Raw genomic sequence first — 24,733 nt, 5'->3', positions numbered from 1 at the left:
TATATTATTTCATTAACCTCCCCAAAACATCTAGCGCATTTGCTAGATGTTTCTTTATGTCTTTAACAGGATAAAGGGTGCCAGGCACCGTGTTGTGCGTTAATACGATAAAGGGGTGAAGGGTGTCTGGCACCCTTTAATGCTTTAGTGAGATGATGAGTATGTGGATGTGGTAAACTTAGGGTGAAGTTTGAAAGAAGTGAGGCAATAGAGATGAAAGAAGATAATAAGAGGCGGATAGGATGGAAGGATTTTCTGCATTTGGTTCGTGGAACAAACCCTTCTAAGGGGCGTATGGTCATTGCTGTTGCATTTAGTGTGGTGTCTACAATCGTTGGGCTAATCATACCGCTTCTGACGAAAGGGTTTATTGATGATTTCACGCTAGAGTCCTTTAAATGGATATATGTAGTAGGACTATTTGTGATTTTCCTTTTACAAGCGATTGCAAGTGGCGTATCGATATATTTGTTAAATTATGTAGGTCAGCAAATTGTCGCAAGCCTACGCACAAAAGTGTGGGATAAACATATTAAGCTTCCAGTCTCATTTTATGATCAGACAAAGACTGGAGAAATGATATCTCGCATTATAAATGATACAAGTATTGTAAAGAACTTAATTACTGAGCATGTAACGAATTTCTTCACTGGATTAATATCGATCATTGGTTCAATCGTCATCCTTCTTTATCTGGATTGGAAAATGACAATCGTGATGTTAATAGCAGTCCCTTTAGCTGTTGGGATTATTTTGCCTCTTGGGCGGAAGATGTATAAGATCTCTCGTAGCTTGCAAGATGAGACAGCTACGTTTACATCCACAACAACCCAGACGCTTTCAGAGATCCGTCTTGTGAAGGCCTCTAATGCTGAAGGGAGGGAATTCGATAAAGGACAGAAGGGTATTTTTCACTTATTTCAATACGGAGTGAAAGAAGCGAAGATTCAAGCAGTTATTGGCCCATTAATGACACTCGTGATGATGGCGATGCTTGTCATTGTACTAGGATATGGAGGATTTCGTGTTTCCTCAGGTGCCCTTACGGCAGGGGACCTTGTTGCTTTTATCTTGTATTTGTTCCAGATTGTCGTTCCTTTAAGTCAGTTTACGAACTTCTTCACTCAATTTCAGAAAGCTGTTGGAGCTACGGAACGAATCGTCGATATCCTTTCTCATGATGAAGAGCCACTTGTGAAAGGAATAAGATTAGAAGAAGGAAAAGCTTCTATATCGCTTAATCAGGTCCAATTTGCATACGATCCTTCAGAGCCTGTCCTTGAGGATGTATCGTTTACCGTTTCACCAAATGCTGTTACAGCAGTGGTTGGACCAAGTGGGAGTGGGAAGACTACGCTATTTTCTTTATTGGAACGTTTCTATTCTCCTACCGATGGAGAGATTATGTATAACGACACTCCCATTGACTCATTATCCCTGAAAGAATGGCGAAGTCAAATCGGATACGTGTCACAAGAGAGTCCGATTATTGCAGGTACAATTCGAGATAACATTGTGTATGGACTGGATAGGGAACCCACTGAGGAAGAGGTCCGTCAAGCTGCGCGCATGGCTTATGCAGATGAGTTTATCCGTTCATTCCCGTCTGGGTACGATACGGAAGTCGGGGAACGTGGTATAAAACTTTCTGGTGGTCAACGACAGCGTATAGGAATTGCTCGCGCGTTAATACGTGATCCGCAGATTTTATTATTAGATGAAGCAACCTCAAGTTTGGACAGTAAAGCTGAAATGGTAGTTCAAAAGGCACTCGATAATCTGATGAAAGACAGGACGACGATCGTCATTGCTCATAGATTGTCGACCGTTGTAAATGCGGACCAAATTGTTTTTCTCGACCAAGGAAAGGTTACGGGAATTGGTACTCATGCAGAGCTTTACCAATCTCATACAACTTACCAGCAATTCGCTGATCAACAACTAAAAATGAAACAAGGATAAGCAGGTAGGCTTCGACCCTACCTGCTTTTTTAATATCAGCTTATCCTTTATCACTCTACAGAACAACAGCGTGCCAGACACACTTCTATGCTTTAGTGAAGCGCAGGGTGTCTGACACCCTGCTGTGCTTTATTGCGCTAAGGTGCGGGGGCGTTTGAGTCTTGTGAGGGTGTAGATGGCCAATCCGGACCAGATGAATGAGAAGGCGATCATATGTACATGAGTAAAGGGTTCATTGTATAGGAAGACACCAATAATCAGCATAATGGTCGGAGCAAAGTACTGAAGAAAGCCAACCAAGGATAATGGAATCCGTTTTGCTCCACTTGAGAACAGAAGGAGCGGGATTGCAGTTACGATACCTGCTCCAAATACATAGATAGTAGTCATAGAAATCCATTCTACTCCTTCAAAGTTTCCTGCTTGTTGACTAAATAAATACAGTAACGCAATAGGAGTGACCAATAATGTCTCAATCGTCAATCCAAACACAGCTCCTACGTTCACCATCTTCTTTAATAAACCATAGGATCCAAAACTAAACGCAAGTAATATCGCAATCCAAGGGAAAGACCCGAAGTTCCATGTCATATAGGTTACGCCGATTGTTGCTAGAAGAATGGCAAGCCATTGAGCTTTATTAAACGATTCTTTCAATACAAGCATTCCTAAGAATATGCTCACAAGTGGATTAATATAATAGCCTAGACTAGCTTCTACTACGTGATCTGTGTTTACAGCCCAAATATAGGTAACCCAATTAATGCTAATTGTGATGGAAGCAAGACTAATCCCAATCACTTGCCTCTTATTAGTAAAGATTCGTTTACACTCCTGTTTAAATGGTTCTCTTTTTCGAAGGATAACGATGACCCCGAACATAAAAAGGCAGGACCATATAATGCGGTGAGCCAAAATTTCGAAAGCCGGAATCTCTTGAATAAATTTCCAGTAAATCGGCAAGATTCCCCACAAGATATACGCACTAGCCGTATAAAGTATTCCTAGTTTGCTTTCCGTTTGCATATTGGATAGGTCCTTTCTTATTAGAATCGCCTCATCCATTATAATTCTCAAGTATGATCATCGCCACTTAAGTGATTGAATGGTAAAAGGGGAAGGAGAAATCGGAATGAAACCCTTTAAAGCTCATTTATCTGAGAAAGATGTTATAGCTCTTGCTTATTTAGTTGGTCAACGTCTTGATTCCATTATTGCAACTTCTACAAGCCTCCATGTTCAAAACGAAGCCCTGGATGAATACGATTCAGTCCTTATTGAAGTCAATCATCAATACATTTCCATTCATAATACAAGACTTGAGTCCGAAGGGTTTGTCAGGTATTGGGATGTTACAAAGCTGCATCCATCTGAACTAAACCGAGAAGAAGAGGACGAAGATAATGTTCTGTATCATATTTCTGTCGATCAGCTCTTTGTTACAGATATAAGAGGCATTTCCATTTTTGCGAAAGAAGTAGAAACAGATGAGGTCACCTTAATGGTAGATGAAATGATTGTCTTTGACCTTGAGGATGGACGAGAGGTCGGCTTAGTAGCAAGAAAGGAGAAATCAGGTGTAGGTATTCTTTTTGAAAAAGAATCCATTAACAAGATTGCTCAATCTTGTATAGAGCGTTGTCGATGCGGCTGAAAAACAAATGATCCAGTTCAAGTGTTTAATTCTAGAAGAGAAGCGGGTATAGACTATTGTGGTCAACAAAAGAACTTCTAAGGAGGTATTTATAATGGCTAATAACAGTAATAATCAAGGTAAAAGTGGCGAGAACCGAACAGAGGAACAAAACAAAGAGTACGGCCGCCAGGGGAAATACGCTAAAGGGAATAAGAAGAATTCAAGCGATAATGAATAGTACGTACATCAAAGAAAAGACTGGCCTAGAAGTCTATAATGGACTTTCTGAGGCCAGTCTTTTTTATGTACCTTAAGTCAGGATTAAATAATAGAGATTCCTCTAATGGCTTTTATTCAACCTCTTCGAAATATTTACCCTCTTCTGGATCTTCATCTTCAGGGGCCAGTACACCAACTTGGGCGATCCCGTCTTCTTTTACAAGATAATTGTAAAACCAATCTGGTTCCTCTTCAAAGGCGACGGTGATGAGTGAAGACGAACTGTCACCTTGTCTTTGTGGCTTTAGATGATACGTTGCATCAGGGAACTGCTTATTCAAATAAGAAGTCAATCGATCAACGCCAGGTTCACCTTCTAAAGCTTCTGCTTTCTTAAATCCGTCCGGAATAGTGGCAGGGGGAGTTGAGGTGTAGGTTGAATAGACGAAAAAGATAGCTAAACAAGCGCCTACTGCCAATAAAATTTTATTTCTTTTAATGCCACCGATCACAATGAGAATGATGGCGATTGGAGCGACAAATAGATAAGCCATTGATGTTCCTCCTCCAAAATAAGTATCTGCTTGGTTTTTCCAAGTGTACATTTTGTAATATAGGGGTTGAGATCAGCTACGTCAATAGGAATATTCAGGTATGTTTCGTTAGAATTTTGAGAGTAATTTCGTTGAAAGCCCCGGATAATCTTGATATGATGGGCTTAGTAGATCACTCTACAAAAAGGAGCTATGCATATATGGACTTTAATATTTTCATGCAAGACGCTGTTGGTCAGGCACGTAATGAAATTGAATCGGTTGGTTACGAACAGCTGACAACACCGGAAGAAGTAGACGAAGCATTACAACGAAAAGGGACCACACTTGTTATGATTAACTCTGTATGTGGTTGTGCTGGTGGTGTGGCACGACCAGCTGCAGCCCATTCCGTTCATTACGATAAACGTCCAGATCACCTGGTAACGGTTTTTGCTGGTCAAGATCGTGAAGCTACAAATCGTGCGCGCGAATACTTTGAAGGCTTCCCTCCATCTTCACCCTCTTTCGCTTTCTTAAAAGACGGTAAGATTGTAACGATGGTAGAACGCCACGACATTGAAGGATTTGATCCAATTCAGGTCGTAAATAAATTACAAGCAATCTTTGATGAACATTGTGAAGAAATTTAAGTAAAAAAGATGGTCAAACTTGGCCATCTTTTTACTCGTTTAAATGGAAATGTTACCGAAATTAAAGGAGATTAAGACGTGAAGATTGGATATCGGACGATTAAAACCGCTGTAGGCACTCCTATAGCGATTTGGATTGCTCAAATCCTGGCCTTAACGAACTTCGCTTCGGCTGGAATCCTTACCATACTTTGTATACAAAATACGAGAAAACGCTCTATTATGAGTGCATCATCCAGGTTTGCAGCTTGTTTATTGGCTATGGTTTTTTCTTACGCTGTATTTGAAACCATTGGCTATCACCCTCTTGCAATTGGAATTATGCTGATCTTATTTATCCCAGCAACGGTAAAACTAAAGGTGAAAGAGGGGATTGTAACAAGCTCTGTTATTATTCTGCACTTATATGGTTCAAACGATATTGGGTTTGAAACCATCGTAAATGAATTTTTATTGATTGTCGTTGGTATAGGTGTAGCCCTTATTCTGAACTTGTACATGCCTAGTCTTGAAAGTAATTTAAAAGAGAAACAAAAACAAGTCGAGGACAACTTCAGCATTATACTAAAAGAAATTGCTGGATTCTTAAGAACGGGTGACCAAAAATGGTCTGGGGAAGAGTTAACGGAAACGGCTCATATGCTTGAAGATGCAAAGAGCTTGGCTTATCGAGATGTAGAGAACCATCTCCTTCGTAACCACCATGAATATTACCACTACTTTCAGATGCGGCAGAAGCAATTCGAGTTGCTCGAACGCATGTTACCCCATATCAGTCGTGTGAACCATACTTACGAGCAATCGATGATTATGGCTGAATTCTTTGATGAACTCTCGGACAGTGTCCATCCCGGAAATACAGCGGTTCTGTTTTTGAAGCAAATTAAAGAAATGAAAGAAGGCTTTAAAAGAGGAGAGCTCCCTCAAACACGGGAAGAATTTGAAGAGCGCGCTAGTTTATTTAATTTGCTAAATGAAATCGAACAATATTTAATAATCAAACGGTCGTTTAAAAAGAGTGATATTTAATGACTCGAGCGGGCAAGCTACCACTAAAACCATGCTAGACAGGAGGTAAGTGTGTGAAAAGCTTGCTCGTTTTTATTTTGCTTGTTTCTCCAATTTGGCCGATCGGGGAAAATCCATCAAGAGGTTACCCGTTTGTGGTTGTCAATAAAACGACGAATGAATTGGCTTTTATGGATGACGGTAAGATACAAGGTGTCTACCCGGTTGCGACAGGGAAAACTTCGGATCTAACACCAGAAGGACTTCACACCATTACAGTTAAAGCGAAGAATCCATATTACCGAAAACTTAATATTCCAGGTGGAGACCCAAAGAACCCACTAGGTACTCGCTGGATCGGGTTTGATGCTCAAGATACGGATGGTCGAATTTATGGTGTTCACGGTACCAATCGACCTGATTCAATTGGGAAGTATATTTCAAACGGATGCATTAGAATGAATAACAAAGATGTAGAAGCTCTCTATGAAAAGATTCCAATTGGTACTAAGATTCTTGTGACTTCTACGCAAAAATCGTTTCAGCAGCTGGGTAAAGAATATAAGGCAATTGATTAATGCTTGAATAAAGGGAAAAGAGCTCAGATTAATTTCTGAGCTCTTTGTTTTTATATTTATTCTTTTGCCGAAACTGCTTTCGTAAATGTATCAAGGTCTTTATGTGTAATTCTTGTAATAGCCCCGTCCTCATTAAAATTGATTCTTCCAGATAACTCAACGGTTTCATTTTCTTCCTCAACTTTAGTAATTTGTACCTTAACCGTATACGTATATGCGTTTTCAGCTGATTCGACTGGTTCTATTGTTAAATCTTCTACATTCATTTTACCGTTAATTCCTTGGACTTTGCTATGGAATAAGTTTACGGTACGATTTGCAATCACATCATCGTAATAGTTTTCTGAGAAATAAGGCTTGAACTCTTCGTCATAATAAGATTCAATTTCACTTGCTGATTGTTGTATATTCTCGTAATTCTCAGCCAGCTCTTCATTTGGACCCGAGAACATTTTCTTTACTACGGTTTCAGCGGTTTCACGATCCTTATCTTTCTCTGCTGAGTCCGCAGAGGAACATCCAACTGCCAGTAAAAAGACTCCACATACCACTACTAGTTTCCATAGTACATTACTTTGTAGCTTCACTAAAAAACCCTCCAAATTTGTTGGTACTCTTACTTACGTTTTTGTTTCCATTTGGTTTCAGAAAATTCTACAAAAATGTAAATCAGCTGATTCATGAAGCTGAGCTCGTCCTCATAGAGTAGTGGGAGGGGGGATCTCAGTGGGAGTAGAAATGATAAGCATGCTAGTTGCTTCTTTATGTACGGTACTCGGTGCTTTACCTGTATTGCTGATAACAAACCTCTCTCATAAAGGGCGTGATGTCCTTCTTGCATATACAGCAGGCGTGATGGTGGCAGCATCAACGTATGGCCTGATCCCTTCAGCTCTAAAACTATCGAATGTGCCTGTCTTAATAACAGGCATTTTAGTTGGAACTGTGGTGTTGATGCTCCTTGAAATTCTCTTACCTCATCAGGACTTAGAACATGAAGTGGGAAAAGTATCACGTTCTTCTATTTTATTGTTTATTATCGCAATGTCTCTCCATAATGTACCAGAAGGTTTGTCAGTAGGCATTAGCTTTGCTAGTGAATATAGAGATTTAGAATCAATCGTAGCGTTTGTCATTGGCCTACAAAATATGCCTGAGGGGTTTCTGGTGGCTTTATTCTTATTGCTGCAAAAGGTTCATCGACTAAAAATGATGGTACTAGTATGTGTGACGGCTTGTGTTGAGCTATTGGCGGCATTGGTCGGGGTGTGGTTTGGGCAATTTTTTAGCGATGTTATTCCATATGGACTTGCCTTCTCAGCAGGTGCGATGCTTTTTATTGTCTATAAGGAATTGATACCTGAGAGTCACGGTGATGGGAATGAACGAGTAGCTACGCTTTCATTTATTTTTGGGTTTATCAGTATGATTTTTTTGACGGATATAATGGGGTGAGGGAGTTCTTCTAGAGTAGAGGAACTTCTTTTATTTGAACGGCAAAGAAAAATAGTTCTGATCTTTACAATTAATGTTAACATGAGATTAGCGAATCAGTCGCCAATACATAGTTGAATCTTCAAAGGAGGAAGGCGGTTGTGGCTTAACGATCTAATATTAGCTGTAATGAGTTTATTTATGGTGCTTGGAGCACTAGATTACTACGTATTGAATCATAAATTATTTTTAGGCTGGCGATTCTATGAAGCATTCATGATGATGGGACCACTCGCACTTTCGATGGTCGGAATTATTTCACTTGCCCCTGTTCTTGCTAAATGGCTTGCTCCGATTATAGTGCCACTATTTGAATGGTTTGGAGCAGATCCATCCATGTTTGCTTCTATGCTTCTTGCTATTGATATGGGGGCATATCCGCTAGCGACGTCTCTTGCTGCTACAGAAGAAGCGGCTATCTTCTCCTGGTCCTTATTAGGTACGATGATGGGGCCGACGCTTGTGTTTACAATTCCAATCGCTCTAACTGTTATACAAAAGAATGATCGGCCCTTTTTTGCGAAGGGGATCTTAATCGGAATGATGACCATTCCTTTTGGTGTTTTTATGGGAGGTTTTATCGCGGGTTATGAACCTCTGTGGATGCTCAGAAACCTTGTTCCTTCTATTTTACTTGCCGCACTCATTGCCATTGGTTTATGGCTTTTCACGAACGCTACGATTCGTTTCTTCGCGGTATTTGGAAAAGGGGTAGAACTCATTGTAATAACGGGGTTAGCTGCTATTATTATTGAAACATTAACGGGATTTACTGTTATTCCTGGGATGGCTCCTTTAAGTGAGGGGATTGTTATTGTAGGGCGGATTACGGTTACTCTTGCAGGAGCTTATCCCCTCGTTGCTTTTCTAAATCGAAAAGGGGAGAAGCTCTTTACCAGATTGGGGGCAAGACTTGGGTTAAATGCGACAGCGATGACAGGACTTATGGCTTCCTTAGCTCATCATTTACCGATGCTAGGTACGATGAAAGATATGAATAACAGAGGGAAAGTTATTAACGCGGCTTTCGCTGTTAGCGGAGCGTTTGTTATTGGAAGCCACCTTGCTTTTGTGGCAGGTATAGAGAAGGATATGATGATTCCTGTGATGATTGGTAAAGCTTCAGCTGGTGTTCTGGCTGTTGTGATTGCTTTAGGAATGACGAAAAATATGGAAGACTGGAGTGAATGAACTTCTATTTTCACTAATCGTTTCTTATTCTTAGTGTAGATGAGGTTCTAGGGAGGAATGAGAGGATCGTCTTATAGAAATTGAATAGATCATGTTATTAATTTATAGAAGAGGAAGTGTTGGTGTGAACCTAGTCAATGATCCAGCGCAAACCACACCTGAAGAAAAACAAACCATGATTCAAACCATTGTAAATAAGCATGTAACCAAGCACAGAAATGACATTGTTGCAATCGGAGTATATGGCTCAGTAGCAAATGGAAATGCAGGTCCTTATTCAGACATTGAAATGCATATCGTCACAAAAGACGGTGTTCTACTTGAGAGCCATGAATTTATTTACCCTCCATATAAAATTGAGATTGGTTCTATTGAACGTTCTAAAATAATCGAGAAGGCTAAGCGATATGAATGCACATGGCCAATCTGGGCGGGATCATTTATAAATGTTCTCCGTGTGTATGATCCTGAAGGTTTCTTTGAAACATTGAAAATATACCCTTATTCCCATAACGAGGAAGAGAAGAGGGGCGTGATGCGAGAGTTCATGATTTGGGAGCCTTATGAATGCATGGGGAAGATCCGTAATGCCTATGCAAAAGGACACCTAACCTACATACCCCAAGGCGCGCACCAGCTTCTTAGAAAAGCTTCTTTATTAGTCGGGCTGCAAAACAACAGCTTTTATAGCACCCAGTCTAAAATGTTTGAAGAAGCCATGCAGCTTCCATCCAAGCCTCCAGGTTTCAATGAGTTAGCTTTACTAGTGTTAAGTGGTGAGTTAACTGACTCAGAAGTTGTATATAAACACTGCGAAGACCTTTGGCAAGGCTTGAACACTTGGTTCGACGAACTTGGTATCCAGTATAAAGTAACTTCACTTCCATTTTAGATTGTCATTGTTAGAGTTTAGGGCTCAGTATTTATTTAAGTTTTTTATTCCCTGAGCGGCGGAAAGCGAGTGATTTCCCGAACCACCTTCCCCTCTAATATCGCAATTGGAAACATTCTTTTAGCTTTAAGTCTTATTGCATTCCAAAACAAGACAATAGACGAATAGGGGCTACACCCTCTATCATAGAAAGAAATAGACTAGAGTAGGTGGGGAAAGATGAATTTTATAGCGCTTGATTTTGAAACAGCTAATTCTTCGAGGTCTAGTGTTTGTTCAATTGGTCTCGTAGAATATGAAAATGGTCAACCCAAACGAGAATATTATTCATTAGTAAAGCCAAGACGGAACTATTTTGCTCCAATTAATATATCCGTTCATGGTATTACGAAAGAAGATGTGGAAGAGGCTCATGAGTTTGACGCGCTTTGGCACGAAGACATTCAGCCTCTCCTTGAAGGTAAGTTTCTTCTTGCTCATAACGCTCAATTTGATATGGGGGTGTTGCGAGCGGTTTTAGATGAATATAACATTCCTTATCCAATGATTGCTTACAATTGTACGATGAACATCTCGAAGAAGACGTGGTCGTTTCCTAGATACAATTTAAAAGAACTGTCCCATCATTTAAATATAGACTTGAATCACCACCATGCCCTAGATGACGCGCGTGCAGCTGCGCAAATCTTCCTAGATGCAGGGAAACATCTAGAAGCAAGGGATGAGAAAGAAGTAGTGGATAAAAGTCAAACGATTAACGGGATGATGTTTGACGCCTCCTATGAACCAGCGCGTCTAAATAGGAAAAAACGTGCTAGTAAAAGGGGACAAAAGGCAGAAGCTAAGCAGTATATGGCAGCCTCACATGATTTCAATACATCTCATCCGTTTTATAATGCTACGTTTGTTTTCACTGGTAGACTGAAAGCACTCAAACGTGACGAAGCTATTCAGCGAGTCGTTGATCTTGGTGGTGATTGGGAAACTTCTGTCCAATCCACAACCAATTATGTTGTAGTAGGCAACCAAGCTTACGAGAATTATTTAAAAGGTAAGAAAAGCAGTAAATTAGAGCGTGTAGAAACACTAATTGCTCAAGGACACTCCGTTGAAGTTCTTTCTGAGGATGAGTTTATTCGTCAACTTGAAACTGCTTAAGAGGAAAATGCTCTAGGTATGACCTTGAGCATTTTTTTAACTTAAATAGGAGGGCTAGTCATGGAAGATTTATATAATCATTTAAGAGGTTTAGAGGAGAAGTTGCTTCAACCTGAAACTAGAAAATCTTTAGAAGCCTTGCAACAACTATTAGCACCTTCTTTTTTTGAAATAGGTAGTAGTGGTGAAGTGTTATATAAGGAAGGTATAACACCTGAAAATATCGGAGTCGTCGACATGGAATTATATGGTTTTGAAATCCACCCACTCTCTGAAGAGATAATGCTAACAACATTCACAGTTGATAATCACTTAACGCATCAACGCTCTTTGAGAAGTTCAATATGGAAGCGCATTAGGGGGAAGTGGATGATGGTCTTTCACCAAGGAACAATTGCTAAGGAAACCTATAAAGAAAATCGGAGAGAATTATGAAAAATCTCTCACCATTTCAAAAGAGAATGCTCGTATTTAAGATAATTATAGTGATTGCATTTGTAATTTTGTTTCTGTTTCTAGTGCGAACGATGTTTATTTATTAATGAGTGATGGTTGTTTTCGTTAAATCACTTTACTGGTGATCAAGGCAACCAAAAACACTGTCTATACATTGTAAAATGGAGCGATTTCATATTATGATAAGAAGGAAATGAATGGGAGAGGGAGGAGTGTTCTCATGAGTACAGATGTAAAGTATGCGATACAAGATGTGTATCCAGATGATTTTTCCTGGTGTTACGGTTGTGGGCGATTAAATGAGAAGGGACACCATTTTCGGACTGGATGGGGCGGGGACAAAACCGTTACAATTTATACGCCAAAGGCTGAACACACAGCGATCCCTGGTTTTGTGTACGGAGGTTTACTAGCATCTCTTATTGATTGCCATGGCACAGGGTCTGCTTCATTAGCGTTACATAAGAAAAATGGCTATATGCCAGAAGACGGGGTAGAGGCACCTAGGTTTGTAACTGCATCCCTACAAGTCAATTATAAGAAACCAACACCACAAGGGCATTCACTAAAAGCAGTGGGTACAATTGAGGAGCTCCATCCTAAGAAATATAAGGTACATATAGAAGTCTTCTCTGGTGAGATTTGTTGCGCTACTGGTGAAGTGGTGGCGGTTAAAATGCCAGAGTCATTTGGTCAATCATCATAGAAGGACAAAAGGAGAGGTATTATGAAACAAATTGTAGCCATATTGGTCAGCATGGTTGCAATCGTTGTGTTTACAACGGTTTACTTTTATTCATCAACTGAGGGGATACGAGAAAAGGTTTTCCAAGAGAATGGCTATACGTTGCAACTAGAGGATCCTGCTGTCACAGCTGATGTGAAAATTCAAAAAGAGTGGATGAACGAAAAGAAAACGGACGTTGATGAAAAGGTTCTGAAGAAGGGCAGTTCTACCGTCATCTTGGAAAGCGTAAGTATTGACTCAGAGAGCAACTACACGCTCACATTTGATATCCGTCAAAGCTTTTCGAATGAAGAGAATGGTGGTTTTTTGACTAGCTTCAATCGTGGGGATGGGGATGCGACCTTTAAGCCAAAAGAGAACATCGCGTTTTATACGGCCAATGGAGAACAAATTGAATTAAACAAAATAAAAGTAGGGGAAAGTTCAGGTCCTAATGAACGCTATATGGTCACATTAGATCGGGACTACCTTTCCTCTGTTGAGGGCTACATTAGAATGGAATTAGATTATCAATATTATACGTATACACAAGAATAACCAGCTTGAGAGCTGGTTATTCTTATAGATTCATACATAGAGGGTTGCTCTGCCACATTATGGTTGAAAATCCACGTTCCTCGTTTCCTTAAAAACAATCGAAAAAGGAAGGTTGTTCAAGGAGATCTGAAGGTAATCTTCGTTTCTTACTTCAGGAGAAGGGATCGAAAGGCTTAATTTTTCTATTCCATCGAGAGAGTGTGCTACTGTTCCACTGTATAGGATGGTAGTGTCAGATTCAGAAGCTGTGGAAGCAGTTGGCTGGAATTGAGAGGGATCTACTTTGAAGCTGACTGTGCGAAATGGTGCCTCTAACCCTTTTGTCAGCTCCTTTCTAAGTTTAATCGTTAAGTTTGAAGAATTATATCGGATTGATTCGAGACTCACTTCTGCCTGATCGAAGACTTCAATGATTTCTTCAGGTTGTTCTTCATAGGTATCTTTCTCTTCTAAGTCATTTGGAAGTCTTGTTGTGTCCATTTTGAAAGTAATGGATTGATCACTTTCAAAGCTAACCGTTTGCAACGTGAATCTCATCTCTTTTGGCAATGATTGGACCGCTTGGTACCTTTTGATAATATAATCGTTATCAATTTCTTGTGTTTGTTTATTTTCTACGAACCAGCCAGAAAATTGAAACCTTTCTCCTTGGTTCGTTGTTGCAGAAACATGCATATTTTTGGGGAGTTCGTCTTTGGGATGTTTAATGGTTACTCCGAGATCTGTACCAAAAGTACCAAAATTAATAGAATTAAAACTGATGTTGTAATCTTTGTATGAGAACGTTTCATTAATCCTCATGCTTTTAATCACATCTTCATGAGCTTTGAAAGAAACGGAAAGGTCTATTTCCTGAACTTGTCCGTCTACGTTAATCATGGGGGAGCCTTTAATGGTCAATGCATTTCCTTCAAGTGGAACGTTACTGTCGACGCTTAATGGTACAAATGAATAGAATTTGTTGCCGAGTTGGATGCCATGTTTACCCTCTATGTCTGAAGCCATTGCTAGAAGAGGGATGGCTTCGTCATTAACCTTCGCTATGAAAGATTGATTATGTACATTAGGTGTATAAAGCTGTGGTACTGGCATCTCTTTTTTATTATTTATTGAAGCCTTCCCAATTGAAGCGACATCCCTGTGGTAGAACAAATAAATCGTTCTTCCATTGTACCAAGCTTCATCTATTGTAACTTCCGATTGAACGCCAGGTAATTCATACGTTTGATTGATTTCCTCTATAAGTGATAATTCCTCTGCTCGCTTTAATGCAGGGACGTTTCGATAATAGTATTGTTTTACGTCATTCATTGACGAAGCCATTTTGACTTGGGGTAAATCAATCTTTCCTACCTCTTCAGGAGAGTCAAAAACAGAATATAATCCAATCCCAATTAACAATAGTAGACCTATTCCCATCATTAATCTATTTCTCATCGCGGAAACTCCTTCATTTATGTATTACCAGTATCGTATCAAATTCCGGAGTAGTTGTGGTTGAGATTGGAAAGTTTTGTGGAATGAAACGAAAAAGGATAGCTGACTGAGGTAGATTCAGAGATATGGAAGTGGGAAGTAGAGATCTGAGTTTAATCAAAATTGAGTTTATGATAACTGCATGACTTAAGGGGGGATATAAATGAGAAAATATTGGTTACTCACACTATTCATCACACTCATTGCATTATCCGCTTGTAGTTCAACAGAGACTTATACATATTGGACTGAAGAGAGCGAGGAGCAAATACAGCGATTGAATGAGGCGGATATCAGGTATGAAGTAAGAGATGGTGAAATCTGGGTAAGTGAAAAGGATATGGATGAAGTAGTGGCTTGTTGCTCTTAAGATAAATAAGCTGCTATCAGTGGTTATAAATTGGAAAAGCGAGCCAGGTCGTCACCTGACTCGCTTTGTTATCGTACTTAGGAAAAAATGATTTTACTCATTTATCTTGCTTGCTTATTTGCAAGGTACGTGTTTGATTAGATGTTCAAACACTGCCGCGGTTTATAAATTCTACAAGGTAGTTTTTCAACTTAAACGACGCAATCCCTACCTCTATTGCATCCTTACAGCTCCGAAGCTGATCCAGTGTGATTAAGTTGTATTAAAACATAGCAGAATGCCAGTCTCATACACATCACTCTTTCAATTTCCGATATAGTTACCTTTTAGCGAAGGCACAATAACCAATTATAGTATCTTACTTGTGAAAAGTCAATATGTTTCTAAACTGCTACAACAACTACCTTTAGAAATCTTCTTTAGAAAGGGAACTATTACTAGGATACCCCGGCCTTAAGAGTTATAAACCTGCAAATATTATTCTTGGAAATCTTCGCTGTAGAGTTCTTCTGTAGAGGAGTCATTTTTCGATTTTGTTTTCTTTCGTTCTTCTACTTGTTCTTGACGTTGATCTTCTGTAGGAACACCGTCGATCAGACCTTCTTTTTCCTTTTTCTCTTGAAAGCTTTGATCATCTTCTGTTAGCTTTCGATTCTGTTGATTATTTTTATCTGACATTTTCAACCCTCCGTTTAATACTTTAGGGATATATTTCCTCTTTTATTTATGACTTAAACCGAAAGAGCACATCAACTGAAGTTATCTTGTGTTTCGTAGATCTTCAGTGTGATATTGTATGGATATAAAGAAAGTTACAAGGAGAGGAATGCAGAAGCACTTGAGAATACTAACGAATATTGTAGCTTTTTTAATGCTGATTTTAGGGACTGGCGCACTAATATTATGGCTTATTGCAAATACGGACTCTTCAGGGAATTCTATAGGGGTATTTCAGCCCTTAGAAAAAAAAGATGCACCAATGCCTACTGAACTGCACCCAAAGGTTGAAAAAGCTAAACATACATTACTTAAAAGAGCTGAGGAGAAGGGAATTTCTGTAGTTATTACAGATGGTCATCGCTCAATCGAAAGACAAAATGAGCTTTATGCACAAGGACGAGAAGATAAAGGTTCTGTAGTAACCCATGCAGACGGTGGAGAGTCGTATCATAATTATGGACTTGCCATTGATTTTGCATTAAAAACCAACAGTGGAGACGTGGTGTGGGATACAACGCGTGATGGTAATGGAAATGGAAAGGCTGACTGGATGGAGGTCGTATCTATTGCCAAAGATCTGGGTTTTGAATGGGGAGGAGATTGGAGTTCTTTTAAAGATTATCCTCACCTCCAAATGGACTTCGGACTTTCCATACGCGAATTGCAATATGGAAAGAGACCAGTCGTAGAAAAAGATAATAATAAGGCTACTACAGAGAGCGAATCCTCATAGCTTGAGGATTCGCTCTTTTCTTATGTATATTTTGTCCTATCCCTTTATATATTTTGTAATAATCAAAAAATTCTTTGAATTATGTTGTTTGTTTTGGTAATTTAGTAGGTGGGGTATTTTGAAAGCGCTTTAATAAAAGGGAGGAATACGTATGAAACGAGCAATCCATTTATCGAATCGGCTAATGCAACGGTACTTACCAGATCCATTTGTGTTTGTTATTATTCTTACACTCGTTGTTTTTTTACTGGGTATGGGAGTCACTAGAAGTACACCTGTACAAATGGTGCAATATTGGGGTGAAGGGTTCTGGAACTTATTATCCTTTTCTATGCAAATGGTATTAGTGCTTGTTACGGGATTTGTATTAGCAAGCAGTCCTTTATTTAAAAGAATACTCAGCTCACTAGCTGCTAAGCCGAAAACACCTGGGCAAGCGATCGTGTTTGTTACGCTTGTGTCGTTATTGGCAAGTTGGATTAATTGGGGCTTTGGACTTGTGATTGGGGCTTTATTCGCAAAAGAACTTGCTAAGCAAGTTAACAACGTAGATTATCGGCTTCTTATCGCTAGTGCGTATTCAGGGTTTATTGTGTGGCACGGTGGATTAGCAGGATCAATCCCTTTAACGATTGCAACGCCAGATCATTTTTCACAGGAAATGATTGGTATTATCTCTACTGACGAAACGATTTTCTCTGTATTTAACTTGGCAATCGTAGCATCATTATTTGTTGTTTTACCCATTCTCAATCATCGGATGATGCCTTCTAAGGATGAACGGGTCTTGATTGATCGTTCTATTTTAGAAGAGGGACGCGATTATCAAGCAGCCGCTGTTGATCAAGGAGATCTTACACCAGCAGACCGTTTAGAGAATAGCAAGATATTAGCTAGTGTCACTGGAATACTTGGCCTTGCATTTTTAGTATATTATTTTATTAGTAATGGTTTTCAACTGAATTTAAATATCGTGAACTTTGGTTTCTTATTCCTTGGAATTCTGTTTCATGGAACTCCTAAGGCATTTATAGAATCTGTCAAAGAAGCAGTTAGTGGGGCAAGTGGGATCATTATTCAGTTCCCATTTTACGCTGGGATTATGGGGATGATGGTTGCCTCAGGGTTCGCACAAGAGATGTCTTCTTGGTTTGTAAACATTTCAACTGAGTTTACGTTCCCGTTCTTCGCATTCATCAGTGCGGGGATTGTAAACTTCTTCGTCCCTTCAGGCGGAGGACAGTGGGCAGTGCAAGCACCGATTATGCTTGAAGCTGCAAAAGAGTTAGGGGTCTCAATTCCGAAAACAGCTATGGCAGTCGCTTGGGGAGACGCCTGGACAAATATGATCCAACCATTCTGGGCATTGCCAGCCTTAGCAATCGCAGGTCTTAAAGCTAAAGACATTATGGGCTTTTGCTTGATCGTGCTTATCGTAAGCGGCATCTTCATCTCACTAGGATTACTATTCCTATAATATCTTTACCACAATAAAGAGATAAAGGGTGTCTGGCACGCGTTCTTGCTGTACAGTAGTGAAGGGTGTCAGACACGCGTTAGTGTTGTAAAGTAGTGAAGTGTAATCGTAATAAGAAAACAGGCCCGGAGTGCGGGCCTGTTTTTGTTTAAAATACTTTGGTTGTCCAGTCTTCGCAGTTCCACACGTCAGTTACGACATCTTGGTAGAAGTCTGGTTCGTGAGAGATAATCAGGACGCTTCCTTTATAATCTTTAAGCGCTCGTTTAAGTTCTGCTTTCGCATCCACATCTAGGTGGTTGGTCGGTTCGTCTAGAACAAGCAGATTTGTTTCTTTATTAATTAGCTTACATAAACGAACTTTGGCTTTCTCGCCACCACTTAACACTTTCACTTTACTTTCGATGTGCTTTTGCGTTAAGCCACACTTAGCAAGAGATGAACGAACTTCATATTGTGTAAGATGACGAAATTCTTCCCATATTTCTTCTATACAAGTATTGTTACTATCTTCTTTCAACTCTTGTTCAAAATACCCAATATGGAGGTGATCACCAAGCTCAACAGAACCTGAGACAGGCTTAATTTCTCCTAAGATACTTTTAAGCAAGGTTGTTTTACCAATCCCGTTCGCACCTGAAAGGGCAATCTTCTGATTACGTTCCATCTCTAAGTTCAACGGTCTTGAAAGAGGTTCATCGTACCCAATGACTAGATCCTTCGTTTCAAATAAATATTTGCCTGGTGTACGGGCTTGTTTAAAATTGAAACTTGGTTTTGGCTTTTCAGAATCCAGTTCGATAACATCCATTTTATCAAGTTTCTTCTGACGAGACATCGCCATTTTACTTGTTGCAGCATTTGCCTTGTTACGTGCTACGAAATCTTTTAAGTTGGCAATTTCTTTTTGCTGCTTCTTATAAGCAGCCTCCACTTGTTGCTTCTTCATTTCGTATACACGTAAAAATTCATCATAGTCGCCAGGGTAACGAGTAAGCTCTTGGTTTTCCATATGATAAATCAAGTTCACAACGCTATTTAAGAACGGGATATCGTGAGAAATTAAGATAAACGCATTCTCATAATTCTGAAGGAACGTACGCAACCAATCAATGTGTTCTACGTCCAAATAGTTTGTTGGCTCGTCCAGTAGAAGGATATCTGGCTTCTCAAGTAGTAGCTTTGCGAGTAAGACTTTTGTACGCTGTCCACCACTCAAGTCGTTTACGTCTCGTTCTAAACCAATATCGTCCAGACCAAGACCGTTTGCGACTTCATCTACTTTGGCATCAATAGTGTAGAAATCATTGTTTGTTAATTCGTCTTGCATACGACCCGTCTCTTCAAGCAGCTGCTCGAGTTCTTCTGGTTCTACCTCGCCCATTTTAGCAAATAAACCGTTCATTTCTGTTTCAATATCAAATAAATATTGGAACGCTGTTCGTAATACATCACGAATGGACATTCCTTGTGCTAAGTCTGCGTGCTGATCTAAATAACCAACGCGCACACGTTTTGACCAGTTGACTTTTCCGGCATCAGGCTCTAGTTTACCTGTAATAATATTCATAAAAGTAGACTTACCTTCACCGTTGGCTCCGATAAGTCCAATGTGTTCTCCTTTTAATAAACGAAAAGAAACGTCTTCAAAGATCGCACGATCCCCGAAGCCGTGACTTAAGTTCTTTACTGTGAGTAAGCTCATGTTTTACACACCTTTTCCTTCGATAAGTTCATGCTTGTCTATTATAAAGGTCATTTCCTATTTGCGATAGTAGGAGCGGGCAAAATTTCTTAGAAAGGTGCGTGCCATTTTAAGGTTGTTTTAAATGAAGACGTCGCAACCCGTACAGATCCAGAACACTAAAACCGATTTTTGAAAATATAGGTAGGATAATGAAAGCGAGAATCTCCATTGTCTCTCGAGTTACATCTAAACCGGACGAACCGAGTATCCAAGCGGTTGGATAGAGAACCCAAAAGACAGTCAGGTAAAGGGCAATTCGTTTGTAATGTCTTGATAATTCTTTACCTGTATGATCAGCCATTCGTTTTAATGGATACCATATGATATACAAAATAAGACAAAGCGCTAGTACACCTAGAACATACCATATATATTTTAAAGCACCATCAGAGAAATCTGCTATTAAACCAGTTAAAATCATGAAAACGTCTGCAACAACAAGCGAGAACAATAGGGCAATATTTTTCTTCTTGTTTTCAATCATTGCTGTTAACCCAAGTGCAAGTAGGAGAAGAGGGGTGGTGATGACCCAGTCGAGGTAACGAGCAAAATATATCGTCTTATCTGCTTCCTCGAGAAGCCCCTGACCTAGGGCAATGGATAAATAGGCAACGCCTGACCAAGCTGGAATGGTAATGGCAAGTACATACTCGTACGAAGGGACACCTTTAGGATTTCGACTTAAAAAGTAAAAGTAAATTGCCCCGATCATCATGATGACAAAATAGGCCCAATGCATGCCGGTAACAAATGAACTCATAACAACTCCTGCCTTTCCTTATATAGTAGGATTATGGTCGAACCTACGTTCATTTAAACCTATTGGAGGCTAATCTGAAGGGGAATCTTGTTTCAATCGAGAAAGTAATGGAAAGGGAGGTGCATAACCATTTGCATAGATTATTTTTATCCTGAACCTTCAACACTTACCTCAACTATACTTGAAAAGTTACCAAATCCATATCATTCAGTTGCTGTAATCTACTCTCCTTTTGTTCAAATGCCTAAAGGATGGGTTGAAAAAGAACGGGTAAGACAGGGTAGTGAAAATCCATTTATAGATAACAAGGAGATTTCCCAATACGGGAAATTAGTAACGTGGAGTGAAGTAAAGGCAAAAACAGGGCTAACGAAAGATGAGCAAATTTCCGTCGCGTTGGGTACTTATTATGTGGGAGTATATCAGTCTTCAGTGCGCCAGGATTTACTTGCCAGGCTTCAATATTCTATAGGGAAGGATATAATTTATCCTTATGAAGATAGCTTACCTATACTACTTCTCCCACCTTTTCTCGCTATGTTGCAAGAGGTAGGGTGCACAAAAGCTTATTACTCACAGCTTAATCTAAAAAGAGGAACAATAGATTTAAACGATTATTCTGATGAGGAATTAGTTTCTCTTTGTGAACAGCCTGCCACCCTTATTGGGGACAATGGAGCTTTAGGGCTCACATGTCACTTCGATAGCCCCTTTAGTCTCTTATTCTCCACTCATGCCTCACTTGAAAAGTGGATAAACCATAGTAGTATTGAAGGCTTTCAGTGTGATAAAAAGACGAAGTTGACCTGGGATTTAGAAGCGTTAGGAATAAAATAAAGAAGCGAAACCAATTTTATGCATGGATTGATAAGTGGTCATAGTTTCACTATCAAACTTTGAAATAAGAAAGGAAGGGTGGATATATGCTTGAGTCTGTAGATCTTTCTTTGAAGATAAATGACAAAAAACAATACAAAAAACAGTTGAAAGAAACCCAGTTGGAGTTACTTCAGTTACAACGTTTATTAGTTGATCACCAGTTAGGGTGTCTAATTGTTTGTGAAGGATGGGATGCAGCAGGAAAAGGAGGAGCGATTAAACGATTGACAAGTGGCCTTGACCCACGTGGCTTTGAAGTGCATCCAATAGGGGCACCTACATCAAAAGAAAAGAGCCATCATTACCTGAAGCGCTTTTGGACGAAGTTGCCACCATACGGCAAAATTGCTATATTCGATCGTTCCTGGTACGGAAGGGTTCTGGTAGAGCGAATAGAAGGATTTGCCAGTGCAGAAGAATGGGGGAGAGCGTATGAGGAATTGAACCAATTTGAACGTAATCTCGTCCATGATCAATACATTATTATCAAGTTATGGTTCCATATTTCAAATGAGGAACAGCTTAAGCGTTTTAAGGAGAGAGAAGCAGATCCTTTAAAGCAATGGAAAATTACTCAAGAGGATTGGAGAAATCGAGGTAAATGGGAAATGTATGAGGAAGCTGTAGAGGACATGCTACATAATACTTCAACTCCTGAAAGCACGTGGCATGTGATAGAAGGGGAAGATAAATATTATGCCAGAGTTAAAACGAACAAAATTGTTATACAGGCCATTAAAGAAAGATTAAATAAGGAAGCTCCATAAGAGCTAGACATAATTATTAAGAGATAAAGCAGTTATGGAAGTTTACTGAAGAGGAAGAGAGAGAAGCCTGTATAAGAGAAAATGTTAAACCGCTCAGAAGTAACCCTGAGCGGTTTAGAGGAAGTTCTGTTAAACAGTCAGCTTTGAAAGCTGCTCTTCAATGTCTTGCTCCATATCGATTGTATCTGTTGTACACTCGAAACGATTCACGACTTCTCCGTCTGTATTGATTAGGAATTTCGTAAAGTTCCATTTAATAGAATAGTCATCAGTAAGGTATTCAGGATGCTTTTCGTTTAGAAGTGGAATGAGTATTTTAGCAACAGGGTGTGTTTTATCAAATCCTTCGAACGCTTTCTCTGCTGATAGATGAGTGAAGAGTGGATGAGCGTTTTCGCCTCTTACATCGATTTTTTGGAAGAGGGGGAACGAAACTCCATAGTTTAACAGGCATGTTGTTTGTATCTTCTCATTTTCATCAGGTTCTTGGTTGTCGAATTGATTGCATGGAAAGCCTAAAATGACAAGTCCTTTGTCCTGATAACGTTCATGAAGACGTTGTAGGTCCTCGTATTGATATGTAAATCCGCACCTTCCGGCCGTATTCACGATCAACAGTACTTTACCTTTATATTGATCGAGGGATTGTTCTTGTCCGTTCATAGCCATAGCCGAATAATTGTAAACATTCATGTAAATAACCTCCTAATAGATTGAGAGAAAAGAATTGAGCCTTTAGGCCCATCTGCTAGTATGGCAATAACTACCCGATATGGCAAATGATAAGAATGTAGAAAATTAAAAAGGAGGATTTATCCTTGTATAAATTAAAAACACAACCTAATGATCGAAGTGTACTAGAGTTCATTGAACAAATAGAAAGTGTGAAAAAGCGTGAAGATGCCTACCAGTTGCTTGACCTTTTCACTGAAACTACAGAATGTGAGGCAAAGATGTGGGGGGCATCGATTATTGGGTTTGGTTCTTATCATTATAAATATGACTCAGGTCATGAAGGGGATGCTCCTGTTGTTGGTTTTTCCCCTAGAAAAGCGAAACATAGTCTCTATTTAGCACAAGGAGAACCAAACCGTGAAACACTTCTCACTCAACTAGGAAAGCATAAAACAGGTAAGGCGTGTGTGTATGTAAACAAACTTGATGATATTGATATCGAGGTGCTTCGTTCGCTCATACAACAATCTATACATTTCATTAATGATCGATATCCTACTAGGATTAAATAATCTAATTTACGTGATGTTCTTCTATAATAGTAATAATTCTAACTAGCGTCATAACTCGCTTAGATCATATCCTTTACTAGACTTTCGCCCTCTCTTTTAGTCTGTTTGTTATGACCAAGGAATAAATTAGAGGGAGACGTATATAGATAACGAGGAGGACATGTCATGGACCGTACTTACTTTGTGACGGGGTTTCCGGGATTTATATCATCAAAATTAATTCAAAAGCTTTTAGTAGAAAACCCAAACGCTCACTTTGAGTTGTTGGTTTACAAGGATCAATACTATAAGGCTTCTATAGAGATGGCTAAGCTTGTTCAGGATTCTAGATTTACTCTTATTAAAGGGGATATTACTCTGCCTGATTTAGGGATGGACCAAGAAACTAGAAATCGACTATATAATCAAGTAACCCACGTCTTTCATTTAGCAGCTATTTATGATTTGGCTGTTCCTGAAGATCTGGCTTATCAGGTAAATGTAATTGGTACAGAACATGTGGTGCAGTTTGTGAGACAACTCTCTTCTCTAGAGCGGTTTGTCTATTTTAGTACAGCTTTTGTTTCCGGAGATCGGTCTGGAGAGATATTTGAGACAGAACTAGATTGTGGGCAGTCCTTCAAGAATCATTATGAAGCTACAAAATACGAAGCGGAAGTGCGGGTACAAAGGTATATGTCAGAGCTTCCTACCACAATTATTCGCCCGGGTATAGTAATGGGAGATTCCCAAACGGGGGAAACGGCAAAATTTGATGGGCCGTACTTTGTAATGAGATTTCTTGATAAATTTGCTCGTATTCCTATTCCTTATATTGGTAGGGGGGAAGCTCTTATTAATTTAGTCCCGATCGATTATGTAGTAAACGCTACTGTATTTCTAGTCCATAATCAGAGAGCATCAGGAAGGGTTTATCACTTAACAGATCCTAATCCTTTAACGGCGAGAGAGGCCTATCGATTAATTTGCGAAACTCTTCTTGGAAAGAAACCTACCTATACGTTACCGACCTCGATCGTATATAAGACACTTGCGTTACGCTCGATCCGAAGATGGGTTCAAGTGGAGCGAGAGACGTTAGACTATTTCCAATTGAAGGCAGTGTATAATTGCGACCAGGCGTGTGAACATCTGAGAGGGTCTGGTATTGAATGTCCGAATCTAGCAGACTACCTACAACAAGAAGTCGCTTATTATAAAGAACACAGACATGAACAGGATAAACTCATCCAAGTCAATTAATAAAAACAGCCAAAACCCATCAAATCGCTTCATAATTCAAAGCCTCACTGGTATCGTATTTGTTTAGGTTCTAAATCCTCTGTATTCCTCTTAAATCATTTAAAATTTCATTTTGACGAGTTTATTCACAATCTATATAATTAAACACTATGTGAAAAAAGGTCGGAAATGAAGGGGAGAAACGCTTTCTAATATAGAGGATGAAAGATTCCAGAGCATCTAAGAACAAAATACGGACTATATCTAGCAA

Annotated in this window: 28 protein-coding genes; 20 read left to right on the top strand and 8 right to left on the bottom strand. The window is 39.5% G+C overall.

The window, feature by feature from the left end; translation table 11 throughout:
* Nucleotides 1-207: 207 nt before the first annotated feature.
* Nucleotides 208-1,962, top strand: coding sequence for an ABC transporter ATP-binding protein (locus N780_RS13945; protein ID WP_438942510.1), 1,755 nt, complete (start codon nt 208-210; stop codon nt 1,960-1,962).
* A 129-nt stretch (nt 1,963-2,091) separates the two neighbouring features.
* Here N780_RS13945 and rarD read toward each other — a convergent pair whose 3' ends face one another.
* Nucleotides 2,092-2,988, bottom strand: a complete 897-nt coding sequence (gene rarD, locus N780_RS13940; RefSeq protein WP_036785470.1) for an EamA family transporter RarD — start codon at nt 2,986-2,988, stop codon at nt 2,092-2,094.
* Nucleotides 2,989-3,094: 106 nt separating this feature from the next.
* Between rarD and N780_RS13935 the strand changes: the two genes are divergently transcribed.
* The gene (locus tag N780_RS13935) at nt 3,095-3,616 is read left to right on the top strand and encodes a hypothetical protein (RefSeq protein WP_036785290.1); all 522 of its coding nucleotides are present in this window, start codon (nt 3,095-3,097) and stop codon (nt 3,614-3,616) included.
* Between the two features lie 94 nt (nt 3,617-3,710).
* The gene (locus N780_RS20290; protein WP_269746716.1) at nt 3,711-3,836 is read left to right on the top strand and encodes a hypothetical protein; all 126 of its coding nucleotides are present in this window, start codon (nt 3,711-3,713) and stop codon (nt 3,834-3,836) included.
* Nucleotides 3,837-3,948: 112 nt separating this feature from the next.
* On the opposite strand, the gene N780_RS13930 is transcribed toward N780_RS20290, so the two are convergent.
* Nucleotides 3,949-4,371: a hypothetical protein gene (locus N780_RS13930; RefSeq protein ID WP_036785287.1), complete on the bottom strand. Its 423-nt coding sequence runs from the start codon at nt 4,369-4,371 to the stop codon at nt 3,949-3,951.
* A gap of 200 nt (nt 4,372-4,571) precedes the next feature.
* Here N780_RS13930 and N780_RS13925 point away from each other — a divergent pair, with 200 nt between their 5' ends.
* The 3 genes from N780_RS13925 (at nt 4,572) to N780_RS13915 (ending at nt 6,589) form a co-directional block, all read left to right on the top strand.
* Nucleotides 4,572-5,003 carry a BrxA/BrxB family bacilliredoxin gene (locus N780_RS13925; RefSeq protein WP_036785285.1) on the top strand — a complete coding sequence of 144 codons (432 nt, stop codon included), beginning with the start codon at nt 4,572-4,574 and terminating at the stop codon, nt 5,001-5,003.
* Between the two features lie 78 nt (nt 5,004-5,081).
* On the top strand, nt 5,082-6,032 hold the full coding sequence (locus N780_RS13920) for an aromatic acid exporter family protein (RefSeq protein ID WP_036785283.1): 951 nt from the start codon (nt 5,082-5,084) through the stop codon (nt 6,030-6,032).
* Between the two features lie 53 nt (nt 6,033-6,085).
* The gene (locus tag N780_RS13915; protein WP_036785279.1) at nt 6,086-6,589 is read left to right on the top strand and encodes a L,D-transpeptidase; all 504 of its coding nucleotides are present in this window, start codon (nt 6,086-6,088) and stop codon (nt 6,587-6,589) included.
* Nucleotides 6,590-6,645: 56 nt separating this feature from the next.
* Here the strand turns inward: N780_RS13915 and N780_RS13910 are convergent, their stop codons facing one another.
* Entirely contained in the window at nt 6,646-7,176 is a 531-nt protein-coding gene (locus tag N780_RS13910; RefSeq protein ID WP_036785276.1) for a hypothetical protein, read from the bottom strand.
* Nucleotides 7,177-7,327: 151 nt separating this feature from the next.
* Between N780_RS13910 and N780_RS13905 the strand changes: the two genes are divergently transcribed.
* The 7 genes from N780_RS13905 to N780_RS13875 all read left to right on the top strand — a co-directional run bounded on the left by N780_RS13905 (nt 7,328) and on the right by N780_RS13875 (nt 13,065).
* On the top strand, nt 7,328-8,044 hold the full coding sequence (locus tag N780_RS13905; RefSeq protein WP_036785467.1) for a ZIP family metal transporter: 717 nt from the start codon (nt 7,328-7,330) through the stop codon (nt 8,042-8,044).
* 138 nt (nt 8,045-8,182) lie between these two features.
* Nucleotides 8,183-9,274 (top strand): ethanolamine utilization protein EutH, encoded by a 1,092-nt coding sequence (gene eutH / locus N780_RS13900; protein ID WP_036785274.1) that lies wholly within the window; start codon nt 8,183-8,185, stop codon nt 9,272-9,274.
* A gap of 124 nt (nt 9,275-9,398) precedes the next feature.
* Nucleotides 9,399-10,166, top strand: a complete 768-nt coding sequence (locus N780_RS13895; protein WP_036785271.1) for a kanamycin nucleotidyltransferase C-terminal domain-containing protein — start codon at nt 9,399-9,401, stop codon at nt 10,164-10,166.
* A gap of 219 nt (nt 10,167-10,385) precedes the next feature.
* A complete protein-coding gene (locus N780_RS19545) occupies nt 10,386-11,324 on the top strand; it encodes an exonuclease domain-containing protein (protein WP_036785268.1) in 939 nt (312 codons plus the stop codon).
* Between the two features lie 60 nt (nt 11,325-11,384).
* Complete coding sequence (locus N780_RS13885; protein ID WP_036785265.1) at nt 11,385-11,759, top strand: nuclear transport factor 2 family protein; 375 nt, start codon at nt 11,385-11,387, stop codon at nt 11,757-11,759.
* 241 nt (nt 11,760-12,000) lie between these two features.
* Entirely contained in the window at nt 12,001-12,486 is a 486-nt protein-coding gene (locus N780_RS13880) for a PaaI family thioesterase (RefSeq protein ID WP_036785262.1), read from the top strand.
* Between the two features lie 21 nt (nt 12,487-12,507).
* Nucleotides 12,508-13,065 (top strand): hypothetical protein, encoded by a 558-nt coding sequence (locus tag N780_RS13875; RefSeq protein WP_036785260.1) that lies wholly within the window; start codon nt 12,508-12,510, stop codon nt 13,063-13,065.
* Nucleotides 13,066-13,122: 57 nt separating this feature from the next.
* On the opposite strand, the gene N780_RS13870 is transcribed toward N780_RS13875, so the two are convergent.
* Nucleotides 13,123-14,502, bottom strand: coding sequence for a hypothetical protein (locus tag N780_RS13870; RefSeq protein WP_036785257.1), 1,380 nt, complete (start codon nt 14,500-14,502; stop codon nt 13,123-13,125).
* Nucleotides 14,503-14,704: 202 nt separating this feature from the next.
* On the opposite strand from N780_RS13870, the gene N780_RS13865 reads away from it, so the two are divergent.
* Nucleotides 14,705-14,911, top strand: coding sequence for a hypothetical protein (locus N780_RS13865; protein WP_036785253.1), 207 nt, complete (start codon nt 14,705-14,707; stop codon nt 14,909-14,911).
* Nucleotides 14,912-15,388: 477 nt separating this feature from the next.
* Here N780_RS13865 and N780_RS13860 read toward each other — a convergent pair whose 3' ends face one another.
* Complete coding sequence (locus N780_RS13860) at nt 15,389-15,589, bottom strand: YczO family protein (protein ID WP_036785250.1); 201 nt, start codon at nt 15,587-15,589, stop codon at nt 15,389-15,391.
* 148 nt (nt 15,590-15,737) lie between these two features.
* On the opposite strand from N780_RS13860, the gene N780_RS13855 reads away from it, so the two are divergent.
* Nucleotides 15,738-16,364 carry a M15 family metallopeptidase gene (locus N780_RS13855; protein WP_052115084.1) on the top strand — a complete coding sequence of 209 codons (627 nt, stop codon included), beginning with the start codon at nt 15,738-15,740 and terminating at the stop codon, nt 16,362-16,364.
* A gap of 151 nt (nt 16,365-16,515) precedes the next feature.
* Complete coding sequence (locus N780_RS13850) at nt 16,516-17,841, top strand: short-chain fatty acid transporter (RefSeq protein ID WP_036785248.1); 1,326 nt, start codon at nt 16,516-16,518, stop codon at nt 17,839-17,841.
* A gap of 148 nt (nt 17,842-17,989) precedes the next feature.
* Here N780_RS13850 and N780_RS13845 read toward each other — a convergent pair whose 3' ends face one another.
* Both N780_RS13845 and N780_RS13840 read right to left on the bottom strand, forming a co-directional pair.
* Complete coding sequence (locus N780_RS13845) at nt 17,990-19,546, bottom strand: ABC-F family ATP-binding cassette domain-containing protein (protein WP_036785246.1); 1,557 nt, start codon at nt 19,544-19,546, stop codon at nt 17,990-17,992.
* 109 nt (nt 19,547-19,655) lie between these two features.
* Nucleotides 19,656-20,348 carry a bacteriorhodopsin gene (locus tag N780_RS13840; RefSeq protein WP_052115083.1) on the bottom strand — a complete coding sequence of 231 codons (693 nt, stop codon included), beginning with the start codon at nt 20,346-20,348 and terminating at the stop codon, nt 19,656-19,658.
* A gap of 123 nt (nt 20,349-20,471) precedes the next feature.
* Between N780_RS13840 and N780_RS20365 the strand changes: the two genes are divergently transcribed.
* Together N780_RS20365 and N780_RS13830 are read left to right on the top strand one after the other, a co-directional pair.
* Complete coding sequence (locus tag N780_RS20365) at nt 20,472-21,185, top strand: DUF2711 family protein (protein ID WP_084599605.1); 714 nt, start codon at nt 20,472-20,474, stop codon at nt 21,183-21,185.
* Between the two features lie 86 nt (nt 21,186-21,271).
* The gene (locus N780_RS13830; RefSeq protein WP_036785239.1) at nt 21,272-21,994 is read left to right on the top strand and encodes a polyphosphate kinase 2 family protein; all 723 of its coding nucleotides are present in this window, start codon (nt 21,272-21,274) and stop codon (nt 21,992-21,994) included.
* A 129-nt stretch (nt 21,995-22,123) separates the two neighbouring features.
* On the opposite strand, the gene N780_RS13825 is transcribed toward N780_RS13830, so the two are convergent.
* The gene (locus N780_RS13825) at nt 22,124-22,687 is read right to left on the bottom strand and encodes a glutathione peroxidase (RefSeq protein ID WP_036785237.1); all 564 of its coding nucleotides are present in this window, start codon (nt 22,685-22,687) and stop codon (nt 22,124-22,126) included.
* A 125-nt stretch (nt 22,688-22,812) separates the two neighbouring features.
* Between N780_RS13825 and N780_RS13820 the strand changes: the two genes are divergently transcribed.
* Both N780_RS13820 and N780_RS13815 read left to right on the top strand, forming a co-directional pair.
* The gene (locus N780_RS13820; RefSeq protein WP_036785235.1) at nt 22,813-23,241 is read left to right on the top strand and encodes a DUF1801 domain-containing protein; all 429 of its coding nucleotides are present in this window, start codon (nt 22,813-22,815) and stop codon (nt 23,239-23,241) included.
* A gap of 165 nt (nt 23,242-23,406) precedes the next feature.
* Nucleotides 23,407-24,483, top strand: a complete 1,077-nt coding sequence (locus N780_RS13815) for an SDR family oxidoreductase (protein WP_036785232.1) — start codon at nt 23,407-23,409, stop codon at nt 24,481-24,483.
* Nucleotides 24,484-24,733: the final 250 nt, after the last annotated feature.

The organism is Pontibacillus chungwhensis BH030062 (assembly GCF_000770675.1).
In the GTDB taxonomy this organism is placed as follows: domain Bacteria; phylum Bacillota; class Bacilli; order Bacillales; family BH030062; genus Pontibacillus; species Pontibacillus chungwhensis.
Note: the sequence above shows the minus strand (reverse complement) of the source record. Positions and strands in the feature narration are given on the sequence as shown.

Bases quoted from the DNA above. Each gene is read 5' to 3' on its own strand.
- rarD (WP_036785470.1), bottom strand. From the start codon at position 2,988: ATGCAAACGGAAAGCAAACTAGGAATACTTTATACGGCTAGTGCGTAT.
- N780_RS13935 (WP_036785290.1), top strand. From the start codon at position 3,095: ATGAAACCCTTTAAAGCTCATTTATCTGAGAAAGATGTTATAGCTCTT.
- N780_RS20290 (WP_269746716.1), top strand. From the start codon at position 3,711: ATGGCTAATAACAGTAATAATCAAGGTAAAAGTGGCGAGAACCGAACA.
- N780_RS13930 (WP_036785287.1), bottom strand. From the start codon at position 4,371: ATGGCTTATCTATTTGTCGCTCCAATCGCCATCATTCTCATTGTGATC.
- N780_RS13925 (WP_036785285.1), top strand. From the start codon at position 4,572: ATGGACTTTAATATTTTCATGCAAGACGCTGTTGGTCAGGCACGTAAT.
- N780_RS13905 (WP_036785467.1), top strand. From the start codon at position 7,328: ATGATAAGCATGCTAGTTGCTTCTTTATGTACGGTACTCGGTGCTTTA.
- N780_RS19545 (WP_036785268.1), top strand. From the start codon at position 10,386: ATGAATTTTATAGCGCTTGATTTTGAAACAGCTAATTCTTCGAGGTCT.
- N780_RS13885 (WP_036785265.1), top strand. From the start codon at position 11,385: ATGGAAGATTTATATAATCATTTAAGAGGTTTAGAGGAGAAGTTGCTT.
- N780_RS13880 (WP_036785262.1), top strand. From the start codon at position 12,001: ATGAGTACAGATGTAAAGTATGCGATACAAGATGTGTATCCAGATGAT.
- N780_RS13875 (WP_036785260.1), top strand. From the start codon at position 12,508: ATGAAACAAATTGTAGCCATATTGGTCAGCATGGTTGCAATCGTTGTG.
- N780_RS13870 (WP_036785257.1), bottom strand. From the start codon at position 14,502: ATGAGAAATAGATTAATGATGGGAATAGGTCTACTATTGTTAATTGGG.
- N780_RS13865 (WP_036785253.1), top strand. From the start codon at position 14,705: ATGAGAAAATATTGGTTACTCACACTATTCATCACACTCATTGCATTA.
- N780_RS13860 (WP_036785250.1), bottom strand. From the start codon at position 15,589: ATGTCAGATAAAAATAATCAACAGAATCGAAAGCTAACAGAAGATGAT.
- N780_RS13855 (WP_052115084.1), top strand. From the start codon at position 15,738: ATGCAGAAGCACTTGAGAATACTAACGAATATTGTAGCTTTTTTAATG.
- N780_RS13850 (WP_036785248.1), top strand. From the start codon at position 16,516: ATGAAACGAGCAATCCATTTATCGAATCGGCTAATGCAACGGTACTTA.
- N780_RS13845 (WP_036785246.1), bottom strand. From the start codon at position 19,546: ATGAGCTTACTCACAGTAAAGAACTTAAGTCACGGCTTCGGGGATCGT.
- N780_RS13840 (WP_052115083.1), bottom strand. From the start codon at position 20,348: ATGAGTTCATTTGTTACCGGCATGCATTGGGCCTATTTTGTCATCATG.
- N780_RS13830 (WP_036785239.1), top strand. From the start codon at position 21,272: ATGCTTGAGTCTGTAGATCTTTCTTTGAAGATAAATGACAAAAAACAA.
- N780_RS13825 (WP_036785237.1), bottom strand. From the start codon at position 22,687: ATGAATGTTTACAATTATTCGGCTATGGCTATGAACGGACAAGAACAA.
- N780_RS13815 (WP_036785232.1), top strand. From the start codon at position 23,407: ATGGACCGTACTTACTTTGTGACGGGGTTTCCGGGATTTATATCATCA.